11 protein-coding genes are annotated in these 16289 nt (G+C 43.6%); 9 read left to right on the top strand and 2 right to left on the bottom strand.

What is annotated here, in order from left to right; translation table 11 throughout:
- Positions 1–21: 21 nt before the first annotated feature.
- Positions 22–543, bottom strand: coding sequence for a hypothetical protein (locus MSG34_RS13695; RefSeq protein WP_050645222.1), 522 nt, complete (start codon positions 541–543; stop codon positions 22–24).
- Positions 544–1122: 579 nt separating this feature from the next.
- Between MSG34_RS13695 and MSG34_RS13700 the strand changes: the two genes are divergently transcribed.
- From MSG34_RS13700 to MSG34_RS13710, 3 genes are all read left to right on the top strand, one after another.
- Positions 1123–3312 carry an immunoglobulin-like domain-containing protein gene (locus MSG34_RS13700; RefSeq protein WP_248337932.1) on the top strand — a complete coding sequence of 730 codons (2190 nt, stop codon included), beginning with the start codon at positions 1123–1125 and terminating at the stop codon, positions 3310–3312.
- Positions 3313–3541: 229 nt separating this feature from the next.
- Positions 3542–4462: a LysR family transcriptional regulator gene (locus MSG34_RS13705; RefSeq protein ID WP_248337933.1), complete on the top strand. Its 921-nt coding sequence runs from the start codon at positions 3542–3544 to the stop codon at positions 4460–4462.
- 181 nt (positions 4463–4643) lie between these two features.
- Positions 4644–6692, top strand: a complete 2049-nt coding sequence (locus MSG34_RS13710) for a TonB-dependent receptor (protein ID WP_248337934.1) — start codon at positions 4644–4646, stop codon at positions 6690–6692.
- Between the two features lie 129 nt (positions 6693–6821).
- Here MSG34_RS13710 and MSG34_RS13715 read toward each other — a convergent pair whose 3' ends face one another.
- Positions 6822–7565 carry a class I SAM-dependent methyltransferase gene (locus MSG34_RS13715; protein WP_029235856.1) on the bottom strand — a complete coding sequence of 248 codons (744 nt, stop codon included), beginning with the start codon at positions 7563–7565 and terminating at the stop codon, positions 6822–6824.
- Positions 7566–8023: 458 nt separating this feature from the next.
- On the opposite strand from MSG34_RS13715, the gene MSG34_RS13720 reads away from it, so the two are divergent.
- The 6 genes from MSG34_RS13720 to MSG34_RS13745 all read left to right on the top strand — a co-directional run bounded on the left by MSG34_RS13720 (position 8024) and on the right by MSG34_RS13745 (position 16283).
- Positions 8024–8548 carry a GNAT family N-acetyltransferase gene (locus tag MSG34_RS13720; RefSeq protein WP_248337936.1) on the top strand — a complete coding sequence of 175 codons (525 nt, stop codon included), beginning with the start codon at positions 8024–8026 and terminating at the stop codon, positions 8546–8548.
- Positions 8549–8562: 14 nt separating this feature from the next.
- The gene (locus MSG34_RS13725; protein WP_050645216.1) at positions 8563–9159 is read left to right on the top strand and encodes a LysE/ArgO family amino acid transporter; all 597 of its coding nucleotides are present in this window, start codon (positions 8563–8565) and stop codon (positions 9157–9159) included.
- A gap of 200 nt (positions 9160–9359) precedes the next feature.
- Positions 9360–10016, top strand: coding sequence for a glutathione S-transferase family protein (locus tag MSG34_RS13730; RefSeq protein WP_248337937.1), 657 nt, complete (start codon positions 9360–9362; stop codon positions 10014–10016).
- A gap of 508 nt (positions 10017–10524) precedes the next feature.
- On the top strand, positions 10525–11094 hold the full coding sequence (locus MSG34_RS13735; RefSeq protein ID WP_248337939.1) for a porin family protein: 570 nt from the start codon (positions 10525–10527) through the stop codon (positions 11092–11094).
- A 213-nt stretch (positions 11095–11307) separates the two neighbouring features.
- Positions 11308–12561 (top strand): exonuclease subunit SbcD, encoded by a 1254-nt coding sequence (gene sbcD / locus MSG34_RS13740; protein ID WP_248337941.1) that lies wholly within the window; start codon positions 11308–11310, stop codon positions 12559–12561.
- A gap of 5 nt (positions 12562–12566) precedes the next feature.
- Positions 12567–16283: an AAA family ATPase gene (locus MSG34_RS13745; RefSeq protein WP_248337943.1), complete on the top strand. Its 3717-nt coding sequence runs from the start codon at positions 12567–12569 to the stop codon at positions 16281–16283.
- Positions 16284–16289 lie beyond the last annotated feature (6 nt).

Raw genomic sequence — 16289 nt, forward strand, 5'->3', positions numbered from 1 at the left:
TGATAGTAAAACTGTTTATTTTTAACAAACAGTTTTTGTAAGAGTCTCTTTTATTGGGGCTATAACAGCTAACCCGAAAACATGAACCATTATTTCGTTGGTGTCATCATCGGGAAGGGCGTGAGTAATTGTTTTATGGAAGCTTTCCATTGCTTGATTAGCAATTGGCGTGGGCTCACTTGAAATACAATGCGATATAAGCATTTGAACAATGAAACTGAATTCCATCTTTTCAAGAGCTCTATCCCACGAATCCAACAAACTCTCTTTGCTCGTTAGGTCAAGTTCTTCAAGCATTAAACTTTTTAAATTTCCTTTGAGGGCGACTAAAAAATCATTATTACTAGGGTAGTAGCCTTGTAATGTACTTTTACGAAGCCCAGTAATTTTTGAGATACGATCGTATGTAACTTTGCCCCAGCCTTCGGTCAAGAAGATGTCCAAAATAACAGAATTTAGTTTTTGGTAATTTTCTTCTTTTTGCTGTTTGGTGATACGACTCAAAGCAACCTCAATGTTTGAATTTTCTATGAGTGCAATCATATCGTACCTGGTACCTTATTGAAATAGTATGTCATATTTTTTGTAGCATTATTGTTAGTTATTTAGTGTGTCAGTGCGACGTTGGTGACCTTGATTCAAAGCCTTACCTAGCGAGAAAATGATACTTGATGAATAACAAAACTGTCAAATGCCACACTGTGCATATTCATTCGAGTTGCGTGTGAAATTCGATATTTTTGTGATCTTCTGCCAAAAAAGCAGTGTAGTTTGCTTTTATTGTTTATATTTGAGGTGATATCCATTCGTACCATATAAGATTTATGATCTGAGTCTCAATATTGACAAATAACTTGTAACGAGCTTGAATTTATTTCTCTGGTGAATTTTTCGAGCGTAATGCTAATCAAAAGGTTATACAAGTCACTGTTTTAGCATTTCAATTTGAATGAAAAGTCAAAATCATATTGATTCTGATATTCAATCTGTGACTTAAAATCACAAGTTAAATCAAAGGTCATCTTTTCCTATAAATTCCATTACTTCTCTATAAATATTCATGATTACAATGAATTGGTTCGGTTGTGATTGGCACAGCTGTTAAGTAAGGAAGTGGGACTAATGTTGAAACGTAAAGCTCTACAATTAGCAGTATCGGTCGGCATGGCGGCTATGTCTGGCGCTGTTTATGCGAATGGTTCAGATATGACGAATCCAGACTCTGGCGTCGTGGTTGGCTATTGGCATAACTGGTGTGACGGTGGCGGCTACCAAGGTGGTAATGCGCCATGTGTAACGCTGGATGAAGTGAACCCAATGTACAACATCGTGAATGTGTCATTCATGAAGGTTTACGATGTGGCTGATGGTCGAATCCCAACTTTTAAACTGGACCCAACTATTGGGCTTTCAGAAGAACAATTTATTGACCAAATCTCTGAACTCAACAAGCAAGGTCGTTCTGTACTGTTGGCTTTGGGTGGTGCTGATGCACACGTAGAGCTAGAAACCGGTGATGAAAGAGCCTTTGCTGATGAGATTATCCGTCTTACCGAGCGTTACGGTTTCGATGGTCTAGATATCGACCTTGAACAAGCAGCCGTAACCGCCGCAAACAACCAAACCGTGATTCCTGATGCACTTAAGTTGGTAAAAGACCACTACCGCGCAGAAGGTAAAAACTTCCTTATTACAATGGCGCCTGAGTTCCCGTATCTAACGACAGGCGGTAAGTACGTTTCTTATATCGATAATCTAGAAGGCTACTACGACTGGATTAACCCACAATTTTACAACCAAGGTGGCGATGGTATCTGGGTGGAAGGTGTGGGTTGGATTGCTCAAAATAACGATGCGTTAAAAGAAGAGTTTATCTACTACATTTCTGACTCTCTTATCAACGGAACGCGTGGCTTCCACAAGATCCCACATGACAAGCTCGTGTTTGGTATTCCTTCAAGTATCGATGCCGCAGCGACAGGTTTTGTGCAAGAGCCACAAGATTTATACGACGCATTTGATAGCCTAACGGCACAAGGCCAACCGCTACGTGGTGTGATGACTTGGTCTATCAACTGGGACATGGGCACTAACAAAAACGGCCAACAATACAACGAGCAGTTCATTAAAGACTACGGCCCGTTTGTACACGGTCAAGTAACGCCACCACCAGTCGAGGGTGAGCCAGTTCTTAAAGGTATCGAAAATACGCGTGTTCTTCACGGAACAACATTTGATCCTATGGATGGCGTAACGGCAACAGACAAAGAAGACGGCGATCTAACGTCATCAATCGATGTTGAAGGTTACGTTGAAACCAGTGTTATTGGCACTTACGTTTTAACTTACCGAGTGAAAGACAGCGATAACAACGAAACCACTAAAGCGAGAACGGTAGAGGTTTACAGCCAGAAGCCGGTATTTAATGGTGTGTCTGACACGACTGTTGTGTTGGGAACTGCGTTTGATGCTATGGCAGGCGTGACGGCAAATGATGCTGAAGATGGCGACCTGACAAGCACTATTACACACACTGGCAGTGTCGATGTAAATGAAATCGGCAACTACACACTTGTGTATAGCGTAACAGACAGCGCAAACCAAACTGTAACCGCTGACCGTAAGGTGTCTGTGACTGATGGTTCTAACTGTGCTGCGGCATGGGATGCAGACACCGTTTATGTTGAAGGTGACCAAGTATCTCATGACGGTTCAACGTGGGGAGCAGGTTGGTACACTCGTGGCGAAGAACCAGGAACAACAGGTGAGTGGGGCGTTTGGAGAAAAGTTTCAGATTCTTCTTGTGGTGGTAACCCAGATCCGGGCGGCGACTTAGAGCTTTCAGTTTCAGGGCTTCAATCAGAATATGCGCCAGATAACGGCAATGTACGTTTAGATCTGACACTGACATCAAATGAAGCCTTAGATGTTACCGCTATGGTGATCAACAGTGCAGGTACTGTGGTTGAGCAAGCTAAGGTTAACGTTACGGACAGCCGCGCTATTACCATCGACTTGTACGATGTAGCGGAAGGGCAATATGCACTTGAAGTGGTCGGTAAAGCATCTGACGGTGAAATGGTGATGGTAAACGATTCGTTCGCTGTTAAAGACGGTGGTGGTACAACACCTCCTCCAGGTGATTACCCTCCGTATGAAGCGGGTACCAACTACGCAGCGGGTGACATTGTGGTCGGCAGCGATAATGGCTTGTACGAATGTAAGCCTTGGCCATACACAGCATGGTGTGCAAGCGCGTCTTACGCTCCAGCGGATAGCCAATACTGGCAAGATGCTTGGACTAAGTTGTAGTCTGATAGCTCAACGTTAGAAATATAAAGTAGACAATCAAAGAGAGGCCACAGTGCCTCTCTTTTTTATGTTTAAACATTTCTGACTTAGAGCTTTATAACCCACCTAACCTTAAACTCTGCTCTGCATATTGCTCTAGATCAAAATAGGAGTGATTATCAATTGTATTACTTGTTAAGAAATAGCACTATGCGCTCATTGAATTTTCTATATTGTTAATATTTGCATAATGAATCTTGCTCAAGTCGACCTCAATCTACTCGTTATTCTTAAACACCTTCTTGAAGAGAAGCACGTTTCCAACACGGCATTGGCACTGGATATGAGCCAACCTACGGTGAGCCGATCTCTGCAAAAACTGCGTACCGTTTTCAATGATGACCTACTGGTGCGAGCGGCTTATGGCTATGAGTTAACGCCAAAAGCAGAAGCCATTAAGCAAGATCTCAACTCGGTTCTGACACGTTTAGAAAAGCTGGTGCATGGCGATGTATTCGAGCCGCAAAGTAGTGACAGTACGGTTCGCTTCTTTGGTTTAGTGCCTAATGTCGCGCACTTGTTGCCGAAGGTAATTGCGGAGATACGCCAACAAGCGCCGAACATGATTGTTGATATCGACTCGATCCCTAAACGACACTTTGAGCCTTTGTTATCCGGTGATGCGCACTTTGTGTTGTCGACCCATGAGCCGTTAAGTTCAGAGCAAAATTTGTATAGAATGTTCGTGATTAGCCGCGATTACCGTTTGTTGATGAGTAAAAACCATCCTTTGGCGGACAAAGAGATCACCGTTGATGACTTGTTGAATAGCCAACTTGGTCAAATCTCACTGCAAGGGGATAAGAAGCTCTCGATCGAAAGTCGATTTAAAGATCTTGGCTTAATTGATAAGCAGCGCCAACTCTCCATTCCAATTCAGCTTTCCAATTTTAACGTTGCACCGGATATGGCTGAAGCAACCGACATCATCTTTCATTTACCGACACCTTTTGCTCAACAAGCCGCTAAGCAAAGAGATCTGGTTTGTAAACGTGTGCCTAAAGCGTTGCGCCACCCATCAGAAGACGTCTATCTATATTGGCATAAGCGCTTTCATAACGACCCGATGTGTCGCTGGGTTCGCAATATATTCAAAGAGCTCTATACATAATTCATCTGCAGGGCGAATGAAACTTATGAATATCTATCGAGTTGAATATAGATCTCTTTCATTATTTGAATGGTGAATAACGAGAATCGATTTTTGGTATGAAACTTTCGTTGATAAGAATGGTAGCTGGTTGTTTAATGCAAACCATTATCATTACTAATCACATATAAGAATGAATGTCATGTCTGAGAGATCTCTTTTGATTCGCAAACCCCTTTCGATCGCAGTCGCTGTTATTTGTACCTCACTTTCAGCTAACGTGTTAGCGCAAGAAGAAGCGCAAGCAACAGATGAACAAATGGTTGTTACGGCAACTCGTACCGAGATGGCACTAAAACAAGCGCCAGCTTCAATGTCGGTTATCACCGCGCAAGACATTGAAGACAGCCCTGGTATTACCTTGGCTGACATCGTTGCAGAATCAACGAGTGTAGAGTCTGATTTTGATAGCACACGTGCTGGCCGTCAGATGATCTCTATTCGTGGTATGGATTCAGACTACACGCTTATCATGGTAAACGGCCGTCGTTTAAGCTCTGCAAGTGCCATCATCCGTGGTAACGACTTCGACCTATCAACTATTCCTGCTGATTCAATTGAACGTGTTGAAATTATCCGTGGCCCAATGTCTGCACTTTACGGTTCAGATGGTATGGGCGGTACAATCAACATCATCACTAAGGCTCCAGAAAACGATTGGAGCTCTACTCTAAGCATGGACACTTCATCTCCAATGGATGGCAACGGTGGCCAAGAGCAGTCTGTTGGTTTTACTACTTCTGGTGCGTTGATTGAAGATGAGCTGTTCGCGCGAGTTTCTGTTAACCAAACAAGCCGTAACGCATGGCAACCATATTCCGGTTACCGTACAGACAAAGTTGATGGCCAAGATGTTGTTACAAATCGCTCTGATATTACAGCATTAGAAGAAAGAGATACTTTAAGTTTATTGGCGAGTCTGTCATGGCATGCTACTGATAATCAAACTATCGACTTTGATTTTGGCTATAGCGACGATGAACGTGATTCATTAGCTGAAAGCCTAACTTCTGTTATGGAATCTGACACGCGAGTTGTGCGTCAGAGCCAAGCGATTACGCACAGTGGCTTTTGGAGTTGGGGTGATACACAGGTGCGTTACTCTCGTGAAAACGTGACTGACCATGATGCGGCAGATTCTGACGAAAGCTACAGCAGTGATGTTGAAGAGCTAACACAAATAGTAGAAGCATCAGCGACGACTTACCTTGGTGATAGTCATACCATTACTTTTGGTATGGACTACCAGTTAAGCGAGCTAACAAACAAGGAAAACCTGTCGAGTGGGTCATCAGAAGCCTACCAAGGTGCACTGTTTGTACAAGACCAATGGCTAATGACGGATCAACTAACGGCAACCATTGGTGGTCGTTTAGATAAGCATGAACTGTACGGTGAAGAGTTCAGCCCTCGTGTGTATTTGGTTCATCAAACAACGAATGACCTGATCATCAAGGGTGGTGTGGGTAAAGCATTTAAAGCGCCAACATTGACTCAAAACCAGACAGACTACACAGTTGAGAGCTGCAAAGGCGTGTGTGATTTATATGGTAATGAAGATCTTAAGCCAGAAACAAGTTTGAACTATGAGATCGCTGCGATTTATAGCCAACCTCGTTGGAATGTTGAAGGTGCCTTGTTCCGAAATGAAATCAACGACCTAATTGATCGTGATGAAACATACTGTGAGAACGGTGGAGTGTTTGAATCGGGTAGCGGTTGTCGAGTTGGTCCTGGACCAAACGATTATGTGAATGGTAAGCGTACTTATACAAATGTTTCAGAGGCTGTAGTTCAAGGTGCTGAGCTTACTGGCCAATTCCAAATTACTGATGAATGGGGCTTGTCTGGTAATTACACATTCTTAGACACTGAAGATAAGTCTACTGGTGAAGAATTACTTGAGCGTTACAAGCACTCGGGTTTAGTTAAACTGAACTGGAGCCCAACTTACGATCTAAGTACCTTCGTGAGTGCGCGTTACCGTGGTGAACGTCAGATCGAAAGCGACCTAACTCAAGACGCTTACACAACGCTGAACCTAGGTGCTGTCTACAACGTGAATGCTTCAGTACGACTGCGTGCAGGTATCACGAACTTAACTGACGAAGCGGTATCACAAGAGTTAGAGAGCATGGGTTATGTTGAAGAGCCACGTACTTACTACGTAGGTATGACAGCGGACTTCTAATCGAGAGTTAAGTAACTGATAGCTTGATACAAAAGAACCCACACTGGCTGATGCTCTATAAGGAGAACGGCGAGTGTGGGTTCTTTTTTGATCTATAGGTTTGGCTTAACTCGCCGTTTATCTATTTATCTAGATTTTGACACATGTGATCAGCGCATTACCGGACTGAGTATCCCAAGGAATCAGCTTATCGTAATCGTGCTCGAAGATATTAACCTCGAAATAGGGCTTCAATATCTCGATTAACTCCTTAAACGAGAATGCCACCATCGGGTGTTCATCATTCCACACTTGAGTTTCACCAGCAGTCGTCTTCTCGATACTAAGCTTTAGCGCTTGCTTATCACCCTGACCAGAGTAATACCAACCAGAACGGAACGTGAAATCGTCTTTGTCTTGGTTTGTTGTGTGTCTAACAAACAGGTCGTTGCTGATCTTGTCTTTATCAACCACGTTAAAACAGAAAATACCTTCTGGCTTTAACGCGCGATGCACACTTTCGATACACTCTTTAAGCTTCTCTAGGCCATCGTTGTAATGGATGGAATACAGGAAGCAAGTAATAAGATCGAGTGGTTCAGTGACCTCAAAGTTACTCATGTTTTGTACTGAGAACTTGGCTTCCGGGCAGCGAACTTCAGCGATGTCTAACATCGGCTTGTTAAGATCTAGGCCACCGCTTTGGTAACCGAAATCAATAAAATGACGAACGTGTGGGCCAGTGCCACAAGCTAAATCGAGGTGTGTTTTTCCTTCATTTCCAAAGATTTGATGGAGTCTACGTACGCAGTTACTTTGCGCTTGGTAGTCAATATCTACACACATTAAATCATAGTAACCGGATAGGTCGGTATAGAGTGCGTTGGCGGACATATTTGCCTGCAGCATAAGCTGAAAAATTAGGGTGGCGCATCATATACCGAAATTGGGAAATCGCAATCAAATATTCGATCAATGAAAGCGTTTTATTTTCTAACTTATGGTGGTTTAAATGGGACCGATTAAAGGGACGTTTAAGCTGCCAACAACATCAGTACGCGTGTCATCGCTATTCACTTTGCTCTGACTACTTATTCGTTAACTGAAACAGGTGTTGCTCCCTCGCTGCTGCGACCATACGGGCTTTGCGGCACACTTTTATCACGAGACTAGATAGGAAAAATATGGTATCTAAGTAACCCCAGTGTGATATTTATAATTTTATGATTAAGCAGTAATTTTACTGATTCAAACCGAGTTCTTGAAAAGGAAACAATTCAGGAAAGTAGGCCAGTAATTAAAGCCAAATCACTCAAGCTAAATAAGCGAACTAAACAAGGAGAGTTGGGACAATGATATCAGCAGTAAATGCACAGGATTCAATGGAAAATGGAACAGCATTGGAAAGCAGAGCTTCAATAGAAATTAAGCTGGATGACTTATCGGGTGGGGAAGTCATTGAATTGCTTGAAGAGCACCTCGCTGATATGTACGCAACTTCGCCAGCCGAAAGCGTGCATGCTCTGGATCTGAACGGACTCAAGTCACCAGAGATTACCTTTTTCAGCGCTTGGAAAGACAGCCAACTGCTTGGGTGTGTCGCCATTAAAGAGCTGAATACCCAACACGCTGAACTCAAATCAATGAGAACCTCGCAGTTTGCTCGAAAGTCAGGCGTTGCCAGCCAACTCTTACAACACGTATTGGATACCGCAACCGCTCGCCAGTATCAAACAATCAGCTTAGAGACGGGCTCAGAAGACTACTTTAAGGCCGCGCGTAACCTATATGAAAAGTTTGGCTTCGGATACTGTGAACCCTTTGCTGATTATGTGTTGGACCCGCACAGTCAGTTTATGAGTATTGAGTTGCGTTAAGAGGCTAGCCTTAGATGTCGACTTACTTTGCAGGTTTCTCCCTTGGCCTTTCGTTGATTCTTGCGATTGGCTCTCAAAACGCGTTTGTTTTAAAGCAAGGGCTTAAGAACCAACACGTTTTGGCAGTTTGCGCTGTATGTGCCATTTCTGACGCCTTACTGATTAGCTTTGGCGTGACGGGCTTTGGCGCAATCGTTAAGCAGTTCCCACAAATTGAGCAGTTCGCCCGTTATGGTGGTGCTATCTTTTTGGGTGTCTATTCATTCTTAAGCTTCCGTTCAGCATTTACCGAAAACCACGCATTGGAAGCCACTGCTGAAACCAAAGACTCGCTAACCAAAGCGATTGCGATGTGTTTGGCGTTCACTTGGCTTAATCCGCATGTGTATTTGGATACTGTGGTATTGCTGGGTTCTATCTCAACTCAATATCAACCTAACCAAATGTTGTTTGGCGCTGGTGCCGTATCGGCGTCGTTTGTGTTCTTCTTCTCACTTGGATATGGCGCTCGCTTCTTGGCTCCAATGTTTAAGAACCCGAGAGCGTGGAAGGTGTTGGAATTTGTCGTTGGCGTGATCATGGCATCTATTGCAATATCTTTGATCGTCTAGCTGCGCTTAATTAGGCATTCAAACATATGATCTAAAGCTCCTACCTAAAGTGACTACTTAAAGTGCGTATCTAAAGTGACTGCCTTTAGTTATCTCCGCATTTAATTATTTCCAAAAAAATAGAATTATTTTTCGTCTTTCAGTTTTGGCGTTCGTCTTAGGGGTACAAATACAAATTAATGACCTAATTCGGAGTCACCATGATTAAACTTGTTAGCTTTAAAAACTGCCCATTCGTTCAACGTGTAATGGGTGCTTTGGTAATGAAAAATGTCCCATTTGAAATTGAATACATTGTGCTAAATAATAAGCCTCAATGGTTCCTAGATATTTCGCCAAACGGACAAGTGCCAGTATTGATTACAGAAAATGAAACGGTTCTTTTTGAGTCAGATGCAATTGTTGAATACCTAGATGATAAATATGCGCCGATAGAAGAAGTGTCTGCCGAGCAAAAAGCACTAGATCGCGCTTGGTCTTATCAGGCAAGCAAACATTACATGCCACAATGTGGAACTATGGGCAGTAAAGATAAAGAAACCTTTGAGACACGTTTAGCGAGCCTTCAAAAATCCTTCCAAAAGGCCGAGAATAAATTGGGTGGCAGTGACTTCTTTAAAGGCGATTATATCTCTAATGTCGACATCGCTTGGCTACCACTGTTGCACCGAGCGTCAGTAATTAAAGAAGGCTCTGGTTTTGATATGCTTGAAGGCTTCCCGAAAGTACAGAAGTGGCAAGCGGCGCTGATTGAATCTGGCTTGACCGATAAAACCGTTCCTGCGGACTTTATTGAGAAGTTCAGCGGTTTCTATTTAACGAATAACTACTTGGCTAGTCTCGCTGAAGCTCGTTAATAATATAGATTAAATTGAAATATATTTTAATAGCAGGCTGTTCTAAATAAATGCTCTCCCAAAATAAAACTCGTTCTTCTCTTTATATCTGTTATTGGATAAAGAGAGAAACAGGGTGAGTTTTTATATTTAGGTATGAAGATTCAGGTTGTTTTTGAGATCGGATGAAAATTCAATTGGCTCGATAACAATCTGATTATAATAAGTTTAATGTTGATGATGCTCCTGTTTACTATCAGGTTTATTCGTAATTTAGTACTCGTTATTCCGCAGGAAATACAACTGTCTCATAAATAAGACTTGATTAAATATCTATGATTGTTCGTTTGATGACCTAAAAATCTTGTGGTACTTTCTCATTCGCTCCGTAAATGAACAGTGTTTTATTATTCATTTGGGGTTGCTTATTTAATTTATTTTAAACAGTAACGCAACAGGTTAAATAGTGTCGGAAACTATTGGCTGTTGGTCAACGTTGCTGTAGGACAGACAAAAAAAGGGTATTTTCATGCTTAAATCATCATTTCTATTGGGCCTAGTTGGCTTAGTTTCACTTCCTACATTTGCTGCTGGTATTGAGGGTGGTCCATACATTGGCGCAGGCCTTGGTGTTTATCAAGACTCAGACACTGACGGCGCAGGTAGTCTAGATGCTGAAAGCATGGGATACAGCCTTTATGGTGGCTATCAGTTTAACCGCATTGTAGGTATCGAACTTGGTTATACGGATTATGCTGACTATGAATCATTTGGTACTAAGGTGTTTTCACCAACATCGCTTTCTGTTGCAGCAAACCTCGGCTACACCTTCGATAACTCGATTCGTCCCTTTGTAACCGCAGGCCTTAGCTACGTTGAGCTAAACTCTAAGGGCTCTAGTTACATTGATGATGATTCTGGTGCAGGCTTCCATTTTGGTATCGGTGTTGAATACACGCCAGTAGAAAACCTAACCTTACGTTTGATCTCACAAGCAGATGCAGTAAATATCGAATTCTTCGGCCCGAATGGTAATAGATTGGCAAGCCGTGATGTAGCGTTTAGCACAGTAACTCTGGGCGCTTCGTACAATTTTTAATGACCTCTGTGAAATAGCTTAAAGCTAAAGTTATGGACACCTAAAACCGCTCTAACGTTGAGCGGTTTTTTTATGTCAAAAATAACAATTGATCACGCTATCGGCAGAGTTGGTCCAAAGCCTGAAATTAGTTGGTTTTCACAAGCTTATAAAAGGGAATTATCTCGACTATTTTGGTAGATTAAAGGTATTACAGACTTCCAGTGAGCAGCAATGAAGATTCTTCACACGTCCGATTGGCACCTTGGCCAAAACTTCTACAATAAAAGCCGTAAGAATGAACATGAACGGTTTTTACAATGGTTACTTGAGCAAGTTACAGAGCACGACATCGACGCGATCATTGTTGCTGGCGACATTTTCGATACCAGTACACCGCCGAGTTACGCTCGTGAGATGTATAACAAGTTCGTGGTCGACTCGAACAAAATCGGCTGCCAATTGGTGTTATTAGGTGGAAATCACGATTCAGTCTCTGTGCTTAAAGAGACGCAACAGTTACTCAAATACATGGGTGCCGACGTGATTCCTAATACCAATGAAGATCATGCGACTCAGGTTGTCGAACTAAAAGGCAAGAATGGCGATGTAGAAGCGCTGGTTTGTGCCATTCCTTTTATTCGTCCTCGCGATGTGTTGACCAGTCAGGCAGGTGTCACTGGTGTTGAGCGTCAGAAGCAACTTGGTGATGCGATTAAACAGCACTACCAAAGTGTTTATGATGCGGCGGTTGCTAAACGTGCGACGTTTGAAAACAGCGAGCACATGCCGATCATCGCTACTGGTCATTTAACGGCGATGGGCGTCCAACAATCGGATTCGGTACGTGATATCTATGTCGGCAATCTTGATGGTTTCGCCGCTGATGGCTTCCCAGATGCCGACTATATCGCACTTGGTCATATCCACCGCCCACAAGTGGTGGCAAAGCGTGAATACATCCGTTATTCAGGCTCTCCAATCCCACTGAGCTTTGATGAACTTAAGTCTCAGAAACAAGTGTGTGTTGTTGAGTTTGTTGAAGGTGAGCGCACCATTTCTCAATTGCCTGTTCCTACATTCCAACCTCTAGCTGAAATCAAAGGCGACTTGAGCGAGATCGAATCTCAGCTGAACCAATACATAGGTTTAGATAGTGACCAAAGCGTATGGTTATCGATAGAAGTACAAGCCCAAGATTACTTGTCGGATCTTCAAGAACGCATGCGCGCACTAACCGAAGGTTTGAACGTTGAAGTGCTGCAACTGCGCCGAGCAAGAGAACGCCGTAACCAAGCTTTAGAGCAAGAGTCGGCAGAAACGCTGTCAGAATTGAGCCCGATGGACGTCTTTACGAAGCGTATTGCCTTAGAAGAGTTTGAAACCGATTCTGAAAAAGCGCGTTTAGAGCGCATGATGGTGAAGTTTAAACAAGTGATGGTTGAAGTGTCTGAGAGCGCTCAAGCGCCAAACAAAGTAGAAGAGTAACCAGTATGAAGATTTTAAGCCTAGAATTTGAAAACCTGAACTCTTTGAAAGGGCGTTGGAAGCTCGATTTTACCCAGTCACCGTTTGCGGAAAATGGCTTGTTCGCGATTACTGGCCCAACAGGGGCGGGTAAAACCACCATTCTTGATGCGATTTGTTTGGCATTGTTCCACCGCACACCGCGTTTGAAGAGCATTGCCAAAGGCAACAACGAATTAATGACGCGTGGCACGGGGGAGTGTTTTGCTGAACTGGAATTTGAAGTTCAAGGTAAAACGTACCGATCTAATTTCCACCAAAAGAGAGCGCGTGGAAAACACGATGGCGCATTACAAACGCCAACGTGTGAATTTGCCGATGCTGACACCGATAAAGTCTTAGAAACCATGCTGACCAAGAAAACCAAGTTGGTGGAGCAGGTAACAGGTCTCGATTTTTCACGCTTCACTAAATCGATCATGTTGTCTCAGGGTGAGTTTGCGGCGTTCTTAAATGCCAATGCTAACGATCGAGCAGAGCTACTTGAAGAGCTGACGGGAACCGAAGTCTATAGCCTGATCTCTGAGCGTATCTATGATCATTTTAAGTCGAGTGAAGAGTCACTTAATTACCTTAAAGCGAAAGCAGAAGGTGTGAGCTTACTGTCTGAAGAGCAAATCAAAGAGCTAACCGCAGAACGAGAAACGCTAGAAGCCGAGCAGAAGCGTTTAGCCGAGCAATTAAAAGAGTGGCAAGCGCATCTAAGCTGGTGGAAAGACGTGACCAAAGCTGAGCAAACTATAGCGAGCAGTGAGCTCGATCTTAAAACAGCTCAAGATGAACTAGACCGTAATCAACCTTCATTAGAGCGCTTAGCAAACAGTGAGCCGGCTGAAAAGCTGCGCCCAATGCACAAAGATTTAAAGCGTTGCGAACAAGAGGTGAACACTACTCAAGCTCACCTAGATAACAGCACCAAGTTACTTGCCGTTCGTGATGCAGAGAAGCAAGACGCGCAAACTAAACTGACTCAAAGCAGTGCGATTGTCGAACAGGTAAAAAGTGAGCAACAAGATCAAGAGAAGATCATCGATCTTGTCCGTCCGCTCGATAACCAAATTGCAGTACTCAAAGATAAGCAAACTGCGGCCGTTAATGCAGCGAATACGCTAAACGAGCAACATACGCAGCAGCGCAATCAACAGGTTGTTTTAGTCCAAAAAACAGATGCACTGAAGAAACAAGATCAACTCTGCACTGAGTACCTAGATACGCATCAAGCTGACCAACACCTGGAAAAATACCTAGGTCAATGGCAAGCAAAGGTCGAGCAAGTTCGTACTCTAGAGCGTCAGCATTCAGAACAGTTGAACTCAGCGAAGCAAGCTTTGTCTGCGGTTGATGCTCAGCAAACGATCATCAAATCTGCGCAAGAAGCTAAAGCAAAGCAAGATAAAACTTTAGCTGAGTTGGTTGTGCTAGAGAGTAGTGCAAAGCAACAATGGGAAACATTGCAAGGCAACACTAGCGAGCAAGTGCTGAATGCGCAAAAAGATCTGTTGGAGTTTTGGAATCGCAATACGCACTCATTACTCGAGATCAATCGTGGTTTCCTAAATGCCCAACAACAGCTGCACGCTAAAACTCAAGCACATCAAACCAACACCCAGTTGGTCGACAAGCTTTCGAAAGAGCGTGAAGTGCTGGTGGAGCGATATAAAGAGAGAGAGACTTCGCTTGAACGATTAACGCGTTTGATTGATCAAGAAGGTGAATTAGCAAAATATCGTGCAGCTCTAGAGTCAGGAACTGAATGCCCACTATGTGGTTCAACAGACCATTCGATTGAACAGTCGCAAGACATTGCAAATTTGGTTGTTCAAAAAGATAGGGAAAACCTAGAGCTAACGGCTATCAAAAAAGAAGGCCAAGAGCATCGTCAGCAGTTAGATTCTCTTGCCCCTATGATTGCGGCGCTTAATGATGACATTCAACGTGCGCAAGCGGATATTCAACAAGCTCAGCTGAATTGGCAAGGCGTTGTCGGCAAGCTCCAACAGAGCTTATCGGATTTCGTTGGCACAGCTCCTGAACTGGCACTGCTAACGATTAACGATTTAGGCAATGAAGCTACAGTCGCGACCTTTGCTCAGCAGTGTGAACTTCAACTAAGTCACAGCGCACAGCAACTCAAAGCGTTGGGCGATGCTAAAGCGCATTACGCCGAAGCTGAGAAACAACGCTTGTCGGTAAGTGTTATGGCTGACAAGGCGCAATCTAATCTCGAGTTGGCCGAGCAACGCTTAGCTGATTTGAATAAGCAAAACCAAGTCACAAACGAACAAGTGGCTCTGATTGCTCAAGCGAAAGAGCAGCAATGGAACGATTTGAAAGAGAGCATTGTTCAAACTTCTATCGAAGCGCCTGAACTTGAACATATTGATGATTGGTTTATTGCGAAATCACAAGCATCAAGCACATGGCAGCAAACTAAACAGCAACAGGCCGATATTGAGAAGCAACGGATTACTCAAAATGCCGAATTGAAAACCTTAGATGACAAGCTAAGCAGTGTTGAGAAAGAGCTCACGACACTGACGCAAGAGCATGAGTCTTTAGTGTCAGAACTCACTCGTGTAACGGCTGAAAGAACAGAGTTGTTTGGTGACAAAGACATTCAAGCCACCAGCAATGCGATGAAGCAAAAAGTCACTGAAGCGGTAAGTGCATTTGATGCCGCTCAGTTAGTGCTTAACCGCAGCGAACTGGAACATCGAACCGAGCAAACCAAACACACTGGTTTCTCGGACGAGTTAGTCAGTAAGCAATCCAGCTACACACAAGCGTCGAATGCTTGGTTAGAAGCACTGAAAACGAGCCCATTCGAAGATGAGGCTAATTTTGAAGCGGCGTTGTTGGATGAAGAGGTTAGAACTCAACTTCAAAGCCTGAAGAAGTCTTTAGACGAAGCGATTGTCAGTGCACAAGCAAGGTTGAATACCGCCAAAGCGGCGCAAGTGGATCTACAAAACCACGAAAATGCGAAAGCATGGCAAGAGCAAGACCAACAGCAAGTTGAAGAAGCGACGACTGAGTGTCAAAACGCACAACAAAGCCATGCGACAAAGATCGGTGCAATTTCTGCCAATCTTGAAACGGATAGCCAGAACCGCGCCAATCAGCAAGATCTGTTCAAGCAGATCGATGAGCAACAAGTCGAGTTTGATGATATCTCACGTCTGAACTCACTTATCGGCTCTAAGAACGGCGATAAATTCCGTAAGTTTGCCCAAGGTTTAACGTTGGAAAACTTGGTGTACCTTGCGAACAAGCAGCTACAACGTTTGCATGGTCGTTACGAGCTAAAACGTAAAGCCGACGATGGTTTAGAACTGCAAGTGCTCGACACTTGGCAGGGCGATGTTATGCGTGACACCAAGACGTTATCAGGTGGCGAAAGCTTCTTGGTGAGCTTGGCGTTGGCATTAGCGCTTTCTGATCTTGTGAGCTACAAAACCAGTATTGATTCTCTATTCTTAGATGAAGGTTTCGGCACGCTGGATAGTGACACATTGGACATTGCCCTCAATGCGCTCGATAACTTGAATGCATCAGGCAAGATGATTGGTGTCATCAGTCACGTTGAAGCATTGAAAGAGCGAGTGCCTGTTCAGCTTAAAGTAACAAAACACTCTGGTTTAGGTGTGAGTGAGATGGAGAAGCAGTACAAGGTTGTCGCTTAGGTTCTA

The organism is Vibrio sp. 1CM2L, assembly GCF_023161695.1.
Taxonomy (GTDB): domain Bacteria; phylum Pseudomonadota; class Gammaproteobacteria; order Enterobacterales; family Vibrionaceae; genus Vibrio; species Vibrio coralliirubri.